Here is a 14,784-nt window from a genome sequence, read left to right on the forward strand (position 1 = left end):
AAGGTTAGCGAAAGTTGTCTATAGAAGGAGCGCGTCATGGCCACCGAGGTATCCGGCGCCCGGCCCGCCGGTCGTGCGTTGCCGTCCGACCCAGCCCACCAGGCGTTCCTGCTCCTGCGCGCCGCGTTCACGCTGGCACCGGTCCTGTTCGGGCTCGACAAGTTCGCCAACCTGCTCGTGGACTGGCCGCGGTACTTGGCCCCCTGGGTCGACGGGATTGTGCCGGGCACCGCGCAGCAGGCCATGTACGCGGTCGGCGTGGTGGAGGTCGTGGCGGGCGTCGTGGTCGCGGTCGCGCCGCGCTTCGGCGGCCTGCTGGTCGCAGCCTGGCTGGCCGGGATCATCGTGAACCTGCTGACCATCCCGGCGCACTACGACGTGGCGCTGCGCGACTTCGGCCTGTTCGTCGCCGCCCTCGCCCTGGCCCGGTTGGGTTCGCGGTACGCGCCGGCACGTCGTGGGCGGGCGGGGTGAGCGCCCCCGCCGCGGGCGCGCGCCGACGGCTCCACCCCGTCGGCGGGCGCGACGGCATCGACCTGGACGCGACGCGGCGGGCCGTGGCCGACCTGCTCGCCGCGCTGGGCAAGGACCCGGCGTCGGAGCACCTGGCCGACACGCCCAGGCGGGTCGCCGACGCCTACGCCGAGATGCTGACGCCACGTGACTTCGACCTGACCACGTTCCCCAACGAAGAGGGCTACGACGAACTGGTCCTCGCCCGCGGCATCCCGGTGCAGTCGTTGTGCGAGCACCACCTGCTGCCGTTCCAGGGCGTCGCCCACGTCGGCTATCTGCCCGGCGCGCGCATCCTCGGCCTGTCCAAGCTCGCCCGCGTGGTCGAGTTGTTCGCCCGCGACCTGCAGGTGCAGGAACGGCTGACCAAGCAGGTCGCGGACTGGCTGCAGGAGCACCTGGTACCCCGCGGCGTCGGCGTCGTGGTGGAGGCCGAGCACCTGTGCATGTCCCTGCGAGGTGTCCGCGCCACCGGCTCGCGCACGGTCACCTCCGCCATGCTGGGCGCGCTGCGCGACGACCCGCGCACCAGGCAGGAGTTCTTCGCCCTGACCGGCGTGCGGGGGTGAGATCCCACCTGAGCGGCCCGTCCTCCACGCGAGGACGAGGCCGCCCGACCGCGCCGACTGCCCTGCGCGCCGCCGCCGCACTAGGAGACCTTCTTGGCCGGACCCTTGTAGTCGTTGGTGACGATCACGATGATGCCCGGCTGCGCGTTCTGGATGCCGTCGAACCGGGGCTCGACCCGGGCGTTGAGGAGCCGGGCCAGTTCGCGCGCCGAGGCTTCCTCGTCGGTGCCGGGGCGGAAGTAGACCGTGGTGGTCCAGATCGTGCCCTGGGAGTAGTTGCCCTTCTCGGCGACCTCCCAGCCGGCGCTCACGACGTCGTCCGACGCGCGGGCGGCCAGGCCCTGGGTGGTGCTGTTGTTGTAGATGCGCACCGGGACCTTGGGCGTCGTGGTCACGGGCGGCGGCGGGGTCTCCGTGGTCGTCGCGCCGGCGTTGGCGGACGTCGTCGGCGCGGTGGTGCCGGCCGGCGGCGACGTCTCCGACGACGGCGGGGTGGTCGGCTCGGTGGGCGCGGCCGAGGTCCCGGAGCCGTCCGACGTGCCCGAGGTCGCCGACGGCGGGGTCGACTGGGCCGCGGGCGGGGTGTCGTCCGGGTCGCCGGTGAACAGGCTGACGAGGCCGACCACCAGGGCGATCACGGCCACGCCGAGCAGCGCGTAGCCCGCGGCGCGTGCCGGGTGCGCGGGCCCGGTCGGCTGTTCCGGATTCGTCATCGGCGCTCGACGCCCAGCCGCTTCGCCGCGCGGGCGCGTTGCCTGCCGGAGCGGGACCTGCGCAGTCTCTTGATCAACATCGGATCGGCGGCCAACGCCTCTTCCTTCTCGATCAACGCGTTGAGCAGCTGGTAGTAGCGCGTCGCGGACATGTCGAACAGCTCCTTGACGGCCTGTTCCTTCGCACCCGCGTACTTCCACCACTGGCGTTCGAAGGCCAGGATCTCGCGCTCCCGGTCGTTCAAACCGTCGTCCGGCCCCTCCGCCGGCGCCAGTGCCTCTGCGGCGTCCATCTGGCTCCTCAGCCGTGTCCCGTGCGTGGGTGCCATTACATCACGTGATCTTCGCGGGGAGTGGCTCATCGGTCGGCGCGTCCGATCCGACGCGCCGTTAGGCTGCACGCCATGGCAGTTCACCCGATCCGGATCGCCGGAGATCCCGTGCTCCACAACCCGACCCGCCCGGTCGAGGTGTTCGACGAGTCGCTGCGCACGTTGATCGACGACATGTACGAGACGATGGCGGCGGCGCACGGTGTCGGTCTGGCGGCCAACCAGATCGGGGTCGACCTGCGGTTGTTCGTCTACGACTGCCCGGATGACGAGGGTGTGCGGCACCGGGGTGTGGTGGTGAACCCGACGTTGGTGACGTCGGACGTGCCGCTGGGGATGCCGGACCCGGACGACGATTTCGAGGGTTGCCTCTCGGCGCCGGGGGAGACGTACCCGACGGGGCGGGCGTCGTGGGCGAAGGTGACCGGGTTCGACGGTGACGGCAAGCCCGTCGAGGTCGAGGGCACCGGGTTCTTCGCGCGGTGCTTGCAGCACGAGACCGATCACCTGGACGGGGTCATCTACCTGGACCGGTTGGTGGGGCGGCACAAGCGCGCGGCGAAGAAGATGCTCAAGGCGAATGGGTGGGGTGTGCCCGGGTTGTCGTGGGATCCGGCGACTTCGGAGGATCCGTTCGCGGACGACGAGGAGTAGCGCGGGGCTGGTTGGCGCGGGGGCTGGTTGGCGCGGGCGGGCGGAGCGCGGGGCGGAGCGCGCGCGGCGGTCGGCGCGTGCGAGGTCACGCTGGGCGGGTGGCGCGGGGTGGTCTCGTTCGGCTCGATTTGACATGGGGCCCTTACGGGCACCCCAGGCAGGCCAAAGCCGGGCAGGCCTGGCGGGAAAAGCGTCCGCCAAGCCTGCCCGGCTTCGACCAGCCTATGGCACCCGAACCCATGTCAAATCGGGCCTCGGTGGGGCGGTTCCGGGTCCGTTGTGGGCGGGCTGGGTGTGGTGGACTCGGTGCGGGCGCTGCGGGTCCGTGGTGGGTTGGTGGTGTGGTGGACCCGGTGGGTGGTTGTGGGGGCGTGCGGCTGGTGGGTGCGGGGCGGGGGTTGGTTGCTGGCCTCGTTGTTCCAACCGACGTTTCAGGGTGTTGAAAACGGCGTTTTGGTTCACGGTCCGAGTGGAGATCACTCGATCGTGAACGCGGTGACGGGGTGAAACAGCAGGTCAGGGGTGGGGTGCCGGTTAAGGTCGATCATGTCGGCGCAAGCCGATCTGTCGCCAGCCCCGGCGTTTGCCCGGCCTCGCCTGGCCGTTCGCCTCCGCGGCCACGTGCGTCGGGTCGACCACCCGCCTAGGCCGCCGCACGGCGCGCATCGCCGCACCCGCCACCCGGCCGCCCAACGGCTGCCGCAACCCCAACCGCCGCGCCGCCACGCCGTGAGCCCGCTTGATCGCCCGCCGATCCGCCGCAGGCACCGACCAGGCCTCCGGGTGCTTCGCCAACCACCGGTACCGCCGGACCGAGTACGGCAGGTGGGCGAGGTACACCAGCATCGCCGCGATCAGCGCCACCAACGGGAACGTGATCACCGCCGCCGCCAGCAGCCCGACCAGCACCAGCAACGGCGCGACGAAGCGCGGCGGGACCTTGATGGTCTTCACCGACAGCGTCGGGATCCGGCTCACCAGCAGCAACGCGATTCCCACGGTCCACACCGCGACGACCGCGGGGCTCGACCACCAGCCGGAGCGGCCGAGCTGCTCGTCCAGGATCAACGGCAGCAGCAGCAACAGCCCGCCGGCCGGCGCGGGCACGCCGACGAAGAACTCCTTGGCGAACGGCGGCTGCTCGACCTCCAGCAGCGTGTTGAACCGCGCCAGCCGCAGCACCATGCACACCGCGAAGATCAACGCGACGACCCAGCCCTCGCGACCGGGGTCGAACTTCCACACGTAGATCACCAGCGCGGGCGCGACGCCGAACGAGATCGCGTCCGCCAGCGAGTCGAGCTCGGCGCCCATCTTGCTGGTCGCGTCGAGCAACCGGGCGATCCGCCCGTCCAACCCGTCGAACACGGCCGCCGCCGCGATCGAGCCGATCGCCGCCCCGTAGAACCCGCCGATCGCGAAGTGCACGGCCGACAGCCCCGCGCACATCGCGAGGACCGTGATGGCGTTCGGCAGCAGCCTGATCCCCGGCCCGCTGGGAGCCATCCGCTCAGCCCTCCGCGGGTAGCTCGGCCAGCACGGTCTCGCCGCCGATCGTGCGCTGCCCGGCCTCCACCAGCACCCGGCTGCCCGTCGGCACGTACAGGTCGACCCGCGAGCCGAACCGGATCAGGCCGTAGGTCTGCCCGACGGCGACCTTGTCGCCCTCGACGACCTCGCACACGATCCGCCGCGCCACCAGGCCCGCGATCTGCACGACCACCACGTCGTGCCCGGACGGCGTGGTCAGCCACACCGTGTTGCGCTCGTTGTCCTCGCTGGCCTTGTCCAGGTCGGCGGACAGGAACTTCCCTGGCCGGTACGACACCTGCCGCACCAGGCCGGGCACGGGCACGCGCTGCACGTGCACGTCGAACACCGACAGGAACACGCTGATCCGGGTCATCGGCGTGGAACCGAGCCCGAGCTCGGCGGGCGGCACGGCCTCGACCACGTGCGACACGGTGCCGTCGGCCGGTGCGACCGCGACGCCGGGACGGGTGGGCGTGGTCCGCTTGGGCTCGCGGAAGAACCACGCGACCCACGCGGTCAGCAGGCCGCCGACGACACCGGCGCGCCTGGAGTAGCGGCGCAGCAGCAGTGTCGCGACGGCAGCTCCCGCCACGAAGGGACGGCCCGCGGGGTGCATCGGGGGGACGATGCCCCGGGCGAGCTCGAGGAAGTGGGAGACGGCACCACTGTGCTTGTCGCGATCGACGGTCATGGCTCTTCCGTGTCAGGGCGGTGCTTCCGGCCCGCCACACGCTACGCGGCTCCGCCGGCCCGCGTCCGGCCCGCCCGTGCGTCCCCCGACGAACGCACGGACCGGCCGGAACCGCGATCACTCCCAGTGTAAGCCGCGTCACAGCGGCGATCAATGGCTCAGCGTCAGATCGATGTCACTCTCCGTGCAGGAGGCGCACCGCCACCTCGGCTCCCGCCGCGAGCTCCGTGACGTCCTCCGGCACCTCGATCAGGCAATCGCTGACCGCCAACGCCGACAGCAGGTGCGAACCCGGCCCGCCGACGGGCGTCACCACGCGCCCCGACTCCGGGTCGTACGCGCCCCGCCGGAACTGCGTGCGCCCCGCCGGCGACGTGAGCGCCGCGCTCAACCGGGCCACCGCCATCGGCCGCTCCACCCGCGAGAACCCCATCGCGGCACGCAGCGCCGGCCGGATGAACACCTCGAACGACACCTGCGCGCTCACCGGGTTCCCGGGCAGCGTCGCCACCGCCACCCCCTGGTAGCGCCCCGCCCCCTGCGGCCCGCCCGGCTGCATCGCGACCTTCGTGAACTCCACCCCGCGCCCGGTGAACGCGTCCTTCACCACCTCGTACGCCCCCGCGCTCACGCCACCGGACGTGAGCAGCAGGTCCACCGACGCCAACCGGGGCGCGATCGCCGCGTGGAACTGCTCGACGTCGTCCGGCACGAACCGCAGCAGCTCCGCCTCGCCGCCCGCCTCGCGCACCGCCGCGGCCAGCATCACGCCGTTCGACTCGTAGATCTGCCCCGGCTCCAACGCCGCACCGGGCCCCACCAGCTCCGACCCGGTCGACAGCACCAGCACCCGCGGCCTGCGCCGCACCGGCAGCGAACCGAAGCCCAGCGCCGCCGCCAACCCCAGCTGCGCCGGCCCGAGCACCACGCCCGCGCGCAGCACCGTCGTGCCCACGGCCACGTCGTCCGCCATCCGCCGCACGTTCTGGCCCACCGCCACCGGCCGGTCGACCCGCACCACCGACGTGCCGCCGTCGGTCCACTCCACCTGCACGACGGCGTCCGCGCCCGCCGGCACCGGCGCGCCCGTCATGATCCGGTGCGCCGTGCCCGCCGCCAGCGGCGCCGACGCCGGCCGCCCCGCCGGGATGTCCTCCACCACCGGCAACTCCACCGGGACCGACGCCACGTCCGCCGCGCGCACCGCGTAACCGTCCATCGCCGAGTTGTCGAACGGCGGCAACGGCACCGTCGCGACCAGGTCCTCCGCGAGCACCAGGCCCAGGCAGTCGGCCACGGGCGAGGTCACCACCGGCATCGCCCCGACCAGCCCGGCGACGCGGGCCTTGTGATCAGCGACTCGGGTCAGCGTGTTCGACACGCGCCCCATCCTGCCGCGCCCGTGGCAGACTGCTCCAACCGGCTGATCACGACAGGGGGAAAGTTGCAGGTCCGGACCCGCCACACCCCCACGTTCGGGGTGGCCCGACTCGTCCTGGCACCCGGTGAACCGGTGGTGGTCGAGCGCTCCTCGGTGCTCGCGACCAGCTACGGCATCACCGTCGACGGCCGCACCAAGTCGCCCGGCGTCAGCGCCGCGCTGTGCACCGCCGGCCCCGAAGGCGGCTGGGTGGACGTCGCGCCGCCCCTGCCCGGCGACCTGCACGTGCTCGAACTCGACGCCACGACCGGCTGGTGCGTCTCCCGCGACAGCTGGCTCGCCTGCGCCGCCACCGCCCGCCTCGACCCGTCCGCGCCGCCCGTGCGCGCGCTGCACGGCGGCGACCACGGCTTCCTCACCTACGCGTTCGGCACCGGGCCCGTTGTGCTCAGCTGCTACGGCACGCTCGACGTGGTCACCCTCGAACCGGGCGAACTGGTCACCCTCGCCGGCGGCCACGTGGTCGCGTTCGCCGACACCGTGCAGTGCCGGCTGCGCGCCGTTTCCCCCGACGCGCCCCAATCCGTGCGGAATGGCGAAGGACTCGTCCTCGACTTCGCCGGACCCGGTCTGGTGCTCACCCGGACCCGCAGCCCGCGCGGACTCGTCAGTTGGTTGCGCGACAACGGATTCAGCGCACGCTCATGACTCCATAAGGAGGTATCGGCGAACCCCCTCGTGCCTCTAGCGTGGCGGTTTGCTCAAGGTATTTCTCGAAGGAGGACGTCTTGGCTGTCGGCACGGTCAAGTGGTTCAACTCGGAGAAGGGGTACGGATTCATCGCCGCCGACGGCGGGCCCGATGTGTTCGTGCACTACTCGGCGATCCAGATGGAAGGCTTCCGGACGCTGGCCGAGGGCGACCGCGTGGAGTTCGAGATCCAGGCAGGGCGCGACGGCCGCAGCCAGGCATCGGACGTGCGGAAGGCATCGTGACCTCCGCCCGACCCGTCACCCGGCGGGTCGGGCGTCCTTCCCCCGGCGCCTCGCGCGGTCCGTTTGCTCCGTTTGCCGGGAACCCCGTGTGAGCCCCTGTACGCGGGCGTTAGGCTCCGTCGCGTGTCGGAGGACCTGAGCGGGCGACGGCTGGGCCATTACCGGATCGACGGGGTGCTCGGCCGCGGTGGCATGAGCGTGACCTACAAGGCCACGGACGTCAGGCTCGGTCGCAAGGTCGCCCTGAAGGTCATCGGCGAGCACCTCACCGCGGACGCCGAGTTCCGGGAGCGGTTCGTCGACGAGGCGCGCAACACCTCGGCGATCGACCACGCCAACATCGTGCCGCTCTACGACTTCGACGAGGTCGACGGGCTGCTCTACATCGCCATGCGGCTGGTCGACGGGCAGGACCTCGCCAGCCACATCAAGGACGGCCCGCTCTCGCCCGCGCGCACCCTGACGCTGCTCGGCCAGGTCGCCGAAGCGCTCGACATGCTGCACGGCAAGGGCCTGGTCCACCTCGACGTGAAACCGGCCAACGTGCTGGTCACGACCAAGGAAGCCGCGGGCGAGCACGTCTACCTCGCCGACTTCGGCCTCACCCGGCGCGGCGCCACCGGGCACCGCACCCGCACCGGCGACTTCCTCGGCTCACCCACCTACGCCGCGCCCGAGCACCTGCGCGGCGAACCGCTCGACGGCCGCACCGACCAGTACGCGCTCGCGTGCATGGTGTTCGCGTGCCTGTCCGGGCGGCCGCCGTTCCAGGGCGGCGTGCAGGACGTCATCCAGGGGCACCTCGGCGCGGAGATCCCGCCGTTGACCTCGATGGTGTCGCTGCCGCCCGCCATCGACGACGTGCTGCGCAAGGGCACCTCCAAGGACCCGAACCAGCGCTACGGCTCGTGCGTGGAGCTGATCGCCGCGGCGCGCGTCGCGCTGCAGGGCGCGCCCCAGGGCGCCCCGCCGCCCCGTCGCACGGACTCCGGCGCGGTGCCCATGGGGCCGCAGACCGGCGGCGTGCCCGTGGCCCAGCAGCCCGGCGGCCCGTACCGGCAGCAGCCCTACCAGCAGCAACAGCCGCCCGGGTTCCTGCACGAGCCCGTGCGGCTGCGCCCGCCCGCGCAGGTCGGCGCGAGCGCGTTCACCACGTCCGCCAAGTCGCGGCCCGCGTGGTTCGCGCCCGTGATCGCCGGGGCGGTCGCGATCGTGCTCATCGTCATCCTCGTGGTGATCCTCACGCCGAAGGATGAACCTCCGCGACCCAGCGGCAACGGCGGCGACAGCGGCACCAGCCGATCCATCGAGGTCGGGGGCACGACGAGCAAGAGGGCGCTGCCCACGAGCGTGCCCGTCCGCACGTCCCGCTGACCAGCTCTTCTTGCACTCTCCTCCGTCGAGTGCTAAACACGGTGTTGGCACTCGGAACACCTGAGTGCCAACACGCAGGCTGGGACGGTGAGGCCCGTCCCCTGTTGGGGGCTGGTCGTCCGTCGCGGGCACCGAGCCTGGCCGAAGCACCGTGTTCCGCTGCGGGCGCGCGTCCGCAGTGGCCCCATTCGTAATCAGGCGGAGGAACACACCGCAATGGCCAAGATGATCGCGTTCGACGAGGATGCCCGCCGCGGTCTCGAGCGTGGCATGAACATTCTCGCCGACGCCGTCAAGGTGACGCTCGGCCCCAAGGGCCGCAACGTCGTGCTCGAGAAGAAGTGGGGCGCGCCGACCATCACCAACGACGGCGTCTCCATCGCCAAGGAGATCGAGCTCGAGGACCCGTGGGAGAAGATCGGGGCCGAGCTCGTCAAGGAAGTGGCGAAGAAGACCGACGACGTCGCGGGTGACGGCACCACGACCGCCACCGTGCTCGCCCAGGCTCTGGTCCGCGAGGGCTTGCGCAACGTGGCCGCGGGCGCCAACCCGCTCGGCCTCAAGCGCGGCATCGAGAAGGCCGTCGAGGCCGTGACCGAGCAGCTGCTGAAGACCGCCAAGGAGGTCGAGACCAAGGAGCAGATCGCCGCCACGGCGTCCATCTCCGCGGGCGACTCGACCATCGGCGAGCTCATCGCCGAGGCGATGGACAAGGTCGGCAAGGAAGGTGTCATCACCGTCGAGGAGAGCAACGCTCTCGGGCTCGAGCTCGAGCTCACCGAGGGCATGCGCTTCGACAAGGGTTACATCTCCGGTTACTTCGTGACCGACCCCGAGCGCCAGGAAGCGGTCCTCGAGGACCCGTACATCCTGCTCTACGGCTCGAAGATCTCGTCGGTGAAGGACCTGCTCCCGCTGCTGGAGAAGGTCATGCAGGGCGGCAAGCCGCTGCTGATCATCTCCGAGGACGTCGAGGGCGAGGCCCTGGCCACGCTGGTCGTCAACAAGATCCGCGGCACGTTCAAGTCCGTCGCCGTCAAGGCGCCCGGCTTCGGCGACCGCCGCAAGGCGATCCTGCAGGACATCGCGATCCTCACCGGTGGCCAGGTCATCACCGAGGACGTCGGCCTCAAGCTGGAGAACGCCGACCTGTCGCTGCTGGGCAAGGCGCGCAAGGTCGTCGTGACCAAGGACGAGACCACGGTCGTCGAGGGCGCCGGTGACCCGGAGCAGATCCAGGGCCGCGTCAACCAGATCCGCGCGGAGATCGAGAAGTCGGACTCCGACTACGACCGCGAGAAGCTGCAGGAGCGCCTGGCGAAGCTCGCCGGCGGTGTCGCGGTGATCAAGGCCGGTGCCGCCACCGAGGTGGAGCTCAAGGAGCGCAAGCACCGCATCGAGGACGCCGTCCGCAACGCGAAGGCCGCCGTCGAGGAGGGCATCGTCGCCGGTGGTGGCGTCGCGCTGCTGCAGGCCGCCGAGATCGCGTTCGCGGGCCTGAACCTCGAGGGTGACGAGGCGACCGGCGCGAACATCGTCAAGGTCGCCGTCGAGGCGCCGTTGAAGCAGATCGCCGTGAACGCCGGCCTCGAGGGCGGTGTCGTCGTGGAGAAGGTCAAGGGCCTGCCCGTCGGCCACGGCCTCAACGCCGCGACCGGTGTGTACGAGGACCTGCTGGCGGCCGGCGTGCCGGACCCGACGAAGGTCACGCGCTCGGCGCTGCAGAACGCCGCGTCGATCGCCGCGCTGTTCCTCACCACGGAGGCCGTGGTGGCGGACAAGCCGGAGAAGGCCGGCGCCGCGCCCGCCATGCCCGAGGGCGGCGGCATGGACTTCTGATCGACCAGGTCACCTGACCGAGGTTCGATCGGCTGAAGTTCACGAAGGGCCCGGTTCGCCTCTGGCGAACCGGGCCCTTCGCCGTGCCGGGGTGAGGTGGGATGGAGGCGTGGGGCAGGACGGCGGCGTACACGATCGGGTGAGATCAACCAGAAAGTGTACGGAAACACCGTTACCGCCCCTCGGTTAGAACGAGACGGAACCCCGAACCACCCACCCGCCTACCCACCGCCTGACCCTCGACGCCGCCAGTCCACCCTCGACGCCGCCAGTCCACCCCTGGACCCGCCAGTCCGCCCCGACGCCCGCCGACCGTTGCCCGACATCACCTGCCCGGCATCACCTGCGCGACACCCTTGCCGGAACTCGAGGACTGGAGTTGACCACGTGCTCATCGCGCACCTGAGCGATCCGCACCTGCGGACGGATGCGTTGGCCGCCGAGCCGGCCGCGTCGTTGCACCGCGCGTTGGGAACGGTGCTCGCGTTGGATCCCCGGCCCGACTGCGTGGTGATCACCGGTGACCTCGCCGAGCACGGGCGGGTCGAGGAGTACTTGCGGTTGCGGGAGGTGATCGGGGCGTTTCCGTTGCCGCTGCACCTGGTCACCGGCAATCACGACAATCCGGCGGCGCTGCTGGAGGTGTTCGGGGGATCGTCGTTCCTCGGCGGCGGGTCGTCGGCGCACTACGCGGTCGCGCATGCGGAGGTCACGGTGGTCGCGCTCGACTCCTGGGTGGAGGGCAGTCCGGCCGGGCGGGTCGGTGACGAGCAGTTGTCGTGGCTGGACGACGTGCTCGCCCAGCGGCCCGATGTGCCCGCGTTCGTCTGCCTGCACCACCCGCCGGTGGCGGTCGGCATCCCGTTCCTCGACGGCATGCGGCTGCACGACGGGCCGGCGCTGGGTGAGGTGCTCGCCCGGCACGGCAACGTCGCCCGCGTCCTGGCCGGGCACGTGCACCGGGCGATCAGCGTGCCGTTCGCGGGCACGGTGGTGACCGTCGCGCCCAGCACCTACCGCCAGACGTCGCTGACCCTCCGCGCGGACCGGCAGATCGGGTACCTCGCGGAGCCCACCGGGTTCCTGTTGCACGTGGCGACCGAGTCCGGGTTCGCCACGCACACGGTTGCGGTCAGTGATGCGGGAGCGGTGATCGGGGCGTTCTGACGTGGGGGAATTCGCCTGGTCGGGTAGGGTGGTGGTGGCAGAAAGTTCAGGCCCCGAAACACACGAACGGGCGACGTAGAGGGTCCGCCGCAATGGCTTCGGCGAGGGCGTGGGACACCGGTTTGCCGTCCGCCAGCAACTTGTGGAACGTGCCCATGGTCATCGCGGCGGCCCGGTCGCCGACCTGGTTGACCGCGGCGACGACGGTGCGCGAGCCGCTCGCCAGCAGCGCGCCCGCGAATCCCAGCGCCTCGTCGCCCGGCCGGATGTGACTCAGCGCGAGCGAGCACGCCGCGAGGATCACTTGTTCGGGTGTGGTTCGGAGGCGGGCGGTCTCGTGGGCGAACAGCGGGCCGTCGGCCAGCTCCAGGCGTGAGAACAGGGCGTTGTCGGCGACGTGCTCGCCGTGCGCCGCGATGTGCGCCAGGCGGGCGCCGTCCAACGCGGCCAGGACGTCACTCACCGCTTCCGCCATCACCGCATCGGGGTACGTACCGCGCAGGTCGCTCACCTCCCCGACCACCTCGGGCAGGTTCGGACCGGCGACCAGCACGACCCGCTTCGCCGACGTCCGCGCCGCCATCGCGTTCAGCCACGCCGTCGCCGAAGGGGCGACCACGATCGGGCGACCGTGCAGCGACGGCAGGGTGTTCCACGGCACCGCGTACAGGTCACCGGTCGGCACGACGACCAGCTCGCGCTCGCCGATCAACCCGCCGAGCGGCCCGAACAGCGCCTCGTCCAACCGCTCCGCCCGCCGCGCCGCCGACGCCGCCACCGCCGCGGCGAGCAGCGGCGACAGGTGGTCCGGCCCGAGCACGTCGACATCGGCGTGCAACTGCCGCGCCGACTCGAACACCTGCGCCGTCCGCCCCAGCCGCACCAGCCTCGCCTCGCCGGCCACCAGCACGACCGCCGACAGGACGTCACGGTGCGTCACGAAGCTCACCATCGCGCGATCACCCAGGGCGGCACGCACCTCGGTCACCCCGCGCACCGGCCGCGGCCGGCCCCACACGCTCGTGTGCCACCCGAGCCGCGCCACCTCGCGCTGCAACTCGTCCAGCCGGGCCTCCAACTCCGCCACCGGCCGACCGTCCAACCGCGCCTGCTGCACCGCCCGCGACAACGACCGCGACTGCGCCACCCGCCGGGCCAACACCGGGTCGTCGATCGCCGGCAACGGCTCGTACCGGTACACCTGCGCCCGCGTGCGCTCCAGCCAGTCGAACGTCGCCTCCGCGTCGCCGTCGTGCTCCAGCACCAGCCCGACGGCGAGTTCGCCCAGCTCACGGCCGTGCACGGCGGTGCCGCAGAGCAGGTCCAGACCACCCATCCGATCACGGACGCGGCCGAGCTCGGCCAGGCCCTCCTCCGCTTCGCGCAACGCCGGCCCCGGCTCGCCGACGGCCACGGCCAGCTCGGCCCGGCACAGCCGCAGCAGCATCCGGTGGTCGATCGGGGTGATGGGGCCCGGCGCCGGCACCTGGTCCAGCAACGCGCGCGCGGCCTTGGTGTCGCCGCGCCGGATCGCCATCCGCACGGCGAGGAGCCTGGCGACGGAGGCCTCGTCGGTCAGCCCGACCGCGGTCAGCCGCTCGGCCAGCCGCGTCGCGCGGGCCGGGGTGACCCGCGCCGACACCCGCGCCGACACCCTCGTCGAGGCGCGGGTGGGAAGGGTCTCCGTTCGCTCCTGCGTGGGCACGAAGGGGTCGGCGGGGGAGGTGCGGCCGGCGGGGGAGGTGAGGGCGGCGGCGGGCGCGGGGGCGGTGCGGCCGTGGTCGGCGGGGGCGGTGCGGCCGTGGTCGGCCGGTTCGGTGGCGGCCGGTTCGGTGGGGGAGGTGTGGGCGGCGGAGGGGGTGGGGATGGCGGTAGAGGAGGTCGAGGGAGGGGTGGCGGAGTCGGGCGGGCGGGTGGCGGAGGCGAACTCGGCCCGCATGCGCATCAGCGCGGCCAGTTCGGCCCACGACTTGCTGCCACGTCGGCGGAACCGGCGTTGGGCCTGGTCCGCCAGTTGACGCGCGGTGGTCGGGTCGTCTTGCAGCAGGGCCGCCGCGGCGCGGGCCAGTTCGGCCTCCGCCAGGTCCTGGCCGACCCGCCGCCGGCGCAGCACGACCAGCGCCTCGTCCAGGTGCCCGGCCGCCTCGTCCGCCAACCCCGCCGCCAGCATCACGCGCGCCCGGTCGATCTGGGTCCGGGCGACCAGGTCCGGCGCCAGCAGCCGGAACACCCGTTCGGCCTGCTCGTGGTACGCCAGCGCACGGGGCACGTCACCCGTCAGGTGGGCGATGTCGCCGAGGTTGCCCAGCGCCTTCGCCTTCATCAGCGGCAGGTCCTCGGCCTCGGCCAGCTCGATCGCCCGGCGCATGTCGCGCTCCGCCGCCTCCGGCAGGCCGAACGCGATGTTGGTCAGCCCGCGGTTCACCAGCGCCGTCGACAACGTCGCCGCGCCGACCGCGCCGGACGCCCACCCGGCCTCCAGGTCGCGCACCGACTCGTCGTACAGCGCGATCGCCTCGGCGGTCCGGCCGGCCCGGTGGAGGATCAGGGCCTCCTGGTCCTTCACGATCGCCCGCAGGCCGACCGCGTCCGGCCCCTCGGGTAGCGTGCCGATCAGCTCGGCCGCCGTCCGCAGGCGCGCCAGGCCGTCCTCGACGGAGTCCGTCTCCGCCTCGCCGTACGACAGCGTGATCAGGATCCGGATGCGGACCGTGGTCGCTTCGACGCTCGGCGACATCACGGGCAGTGCACGCAGCGCGCGGCGCAGGAGCGTCACCGCATCCGCAGGCCTTCCTCCCGACGCCGCTCGGAACGCCTGTTTGTGCAGGTCGACCGCCACTTCGACACCGTTCGAAGTGTGTGAGGAGACCGGCGTTGCAGCACGAGACACGGACACGTCCTTAATGCCAGCACACAGAACGTGTCCGAGAAGCCGTCTTGTGGATGCTCTCCGTGCGCCGAACGGGTTACTCTCCGTGAGAACACCACCGGTCGACCCACCCGTGACGCCGTCCTCGCGGCCG

General features: G+C 72.1%; 14 protein-coding genes. 8 read left to right on the plus strand and 6 right to left on the minus strand.

Annotated features, from left to right (window positions below; all coding sequences use genetic code 11):
- Positions 1 to 36: 36 nt before the first annotated feature.
- Together ABTZ99_RS16335 and folE are read left to right on the plus strand one after the other, a co-directional pair.
- Positions 37 to 474, plus strand: a complete 438-nt coding sequence (locus ABTZ99_RS16335; protein ID WP_498777729.1) for a hypothetical protein — start codon at positions 37 to 39, stop codon at positions 472 to 474.
- Positions 471 to 1,082 carry a GTP cyclohydrolase I FolE gene (gene folE, locus ABTZ99_RS16340; RefSeq protein ID WP_498777727.1) on the plus strand — a complete coding sequence of 204 codons (612 nt, stop codon included), beginning with the start codon at positions 471 to 473 and terminating at the stop codon, positions 1,080 to 1,082. The genes ABTZ99_RS16335 and folE overlap by 4 nt, the downstream gene beginning before the upstream one ends.
- Positions 1,083 to 1,162: 80 nt before the next feature.
- Here folE and ABTZ99_RS16345 read toward each other — a convergent pair whose 3' ends face one another.
- Together ABTZ99_RS16345 and ABTZ99_RS16350 are read right to left on the minus strand one after the other, a co-directional pair.
- Positions 1,163 to 1,795, minus strand: a complete 633-nt coding sequence (locus ABTZ99_RS16345; RefSeq protein ID WP_498777725.1) for a LytR C-terminal domain-containing protein — start codon at positions 1,793 to 1,795, stop codon at positions 1,163 to 1,165.
- Entirely contained in the window at positions 1,792 to 2,088 is a 297-nt protein-coding gene (locus ABTZ99_RS16350; RefSeq protein ID WP_053715184.1) for a DUF3263 domain-containing protein, read from the minus strand. Before ABTZ99_RS16350 ends, ABTZ99_RS16345 begins: the two co-directional genes overlap by 4 nt.
- A gap of 111 nt (positions 2,089 to 2,199) precedes the next feature.
- Here ABTZ99_RS16350 and ABTZ99_RS16355 point away from each other — a divergent pair, with 111 nt between their 5' ends.
- Complete coding sequence (locus ABTZ99_RS16355; RefSeq protein WP_499611999.1) at positions 2,200 to 2,781, plus strand: peptide deformylase; 582 nt, start codon at positions 2,200 to 2,202, stop codon at positions 2,779 to 2,781.
- Between the two features lie 534 nt (positions 2,782 to 3,315).
- Here the strand turns inward: ABTZ99_RS16355 and pssA are convergent.
- The 3 genes from pssA to moeA all read right to left on the minus strand — a co-directional run bounded on the left by pssA (position 3,316) and on the right by moeA (position 6,395).
- A complete protein-coding gene (pssA, locus tag ABTZ99_RS16360; protein WP_498777721.1) occupies positions 3,316 to 4,287 on the minus strand; it encodes a CDP-diacylglycerol--serine O-phosphatidyltransferase in 972 nt (323 codons plus the stop codon).
- Between the two features lie 4 nt (positions 4,288 to 4,291).
- The gene (locus ABTZ99_RS16365; RefSeq protein WP_499612002.1) at positions 4,292 to 5,005 is read right to left on the minus strand and encodes a phosphatidylserine decarboxylase; all 714 of its coding nucleotides are present in this window, start codon (positions 5,003 to 5,005) and stop codon (positions 4,292 to 4,294) included.
- 175 nt (positions 5,006 to 5,180) lie between these two features.
- Positions 5,181 to 6,395 (minus strand): molybdopterin molybdotransferase MoeA, encoded by a 1,215-nt coding sequence (gene moeA, locus ABTZ99_RS16370; protein ID WP_499612004.1) that lies wholly within the window; start codon positions 6,393 to 6,395, stop codon positions 5,181 to 5,183.
- Between the two features lie 54 nt (positions 6,396 to 6,449).
- On the opposite strand from moeA, the gene ABTZ99_RS16375 reads away from it, so the two are divergent.
- The 5 genes from ABTZ99_RS16375 to ABTZ99_RS16395 all read left to right on the plus strand — a co-directional run bounded on the left by ABTZ99_RS16375 (position 6,450) and on the right by ABTZ99_RS16395 (position 11,761).
- A complete protein-coding gene (locus ABTZ99_RS16375) occupies positions 6,450 to 7,094 on the plus strand; it encodes an AIM24 family protein (RefSeq protein WP_230569741.1) in 645 nt (214 codons plus the stop codon).
- A gap of 80 nt (positions 7,095 to 7,174) precedes the next feature.
- Complete coding sequence (locus tag ABTZ99_RS16380; RefSeq protein WP_033432301.1) at positions 7,175 to 7,381, plus strand: cold-shock protein; 207 nt, start codon at positions 7,175 to 7,177, stop codon at positions 7,379 to 7,381.
- Positions 7,382 to 7,504: 123 nt separating this feature from the next.
- Positions 7,505 to 8,755, plus strand: a complete 1,251-nt coding sequence (locus ABTZ99_RS16385) for a serine/threonine protein kinase (RefSeq protein ID WP_498777714.1) — start codon at positions 7,505 to 7,507, stop codon at positions 8,753 to 8,755.
- A gap of 216 nt (positions 8,756 to 8,971) precedes the next feature.
- Positions 8,972 to 10,594 (plus strand): chaperonin GroEL, encoded by a 1,623-nt coding sequence (groL, locus tag ABTZ99_RS16390; RefSeq protein WP_498777712.1) that lies wholly within the window; start codon positions 8,972 to 8,974, stop codon positions 10,592 to 10,594.
- A 387-nt stretch (positions 10,595 to 10,981) separates the two neighbouring features.
- Positions 10,982 to 11,761 carry a phosphodiesterase gene (locus ABTZ99_RS16395; protein ID WP_498777710.1) on the plus strand — a complete coding sequence of 260 codons (780 nt, stop codon included), beginning with the start codon at positions 10,982 to 10,984 and terminating at the stop codon, positions 11,759 to 11,761.
- 46 nt (positions 11,762 to 11,807) lie between these two features.
- Here ABTZ99_RS16395 and ABTZ99_RS16400 read toward each other — a convergent pair whose 3' ends face one another.
- Entirely contained in the window at positions 11,808 to 14,537 is a 2,730-nt protein-coding gene (locus ABTZ99_RS16400) for a CHAT domain-containing protein (RefSeq protein WP_499612008.1), read from the minus strand.
- Positions 14,538 to 14,784: the final 247 nt, after the last annotated feature.

The organism is Actinosynnema sp. NPDC002837, from assembly GCF_040295345.1.
Classification (GTDB): domain Bacteria; phylum Actinomycetota; class Actinomycetes; order Mycobacteriales; family Pseudonocardiaceae; genus Actinosynnema.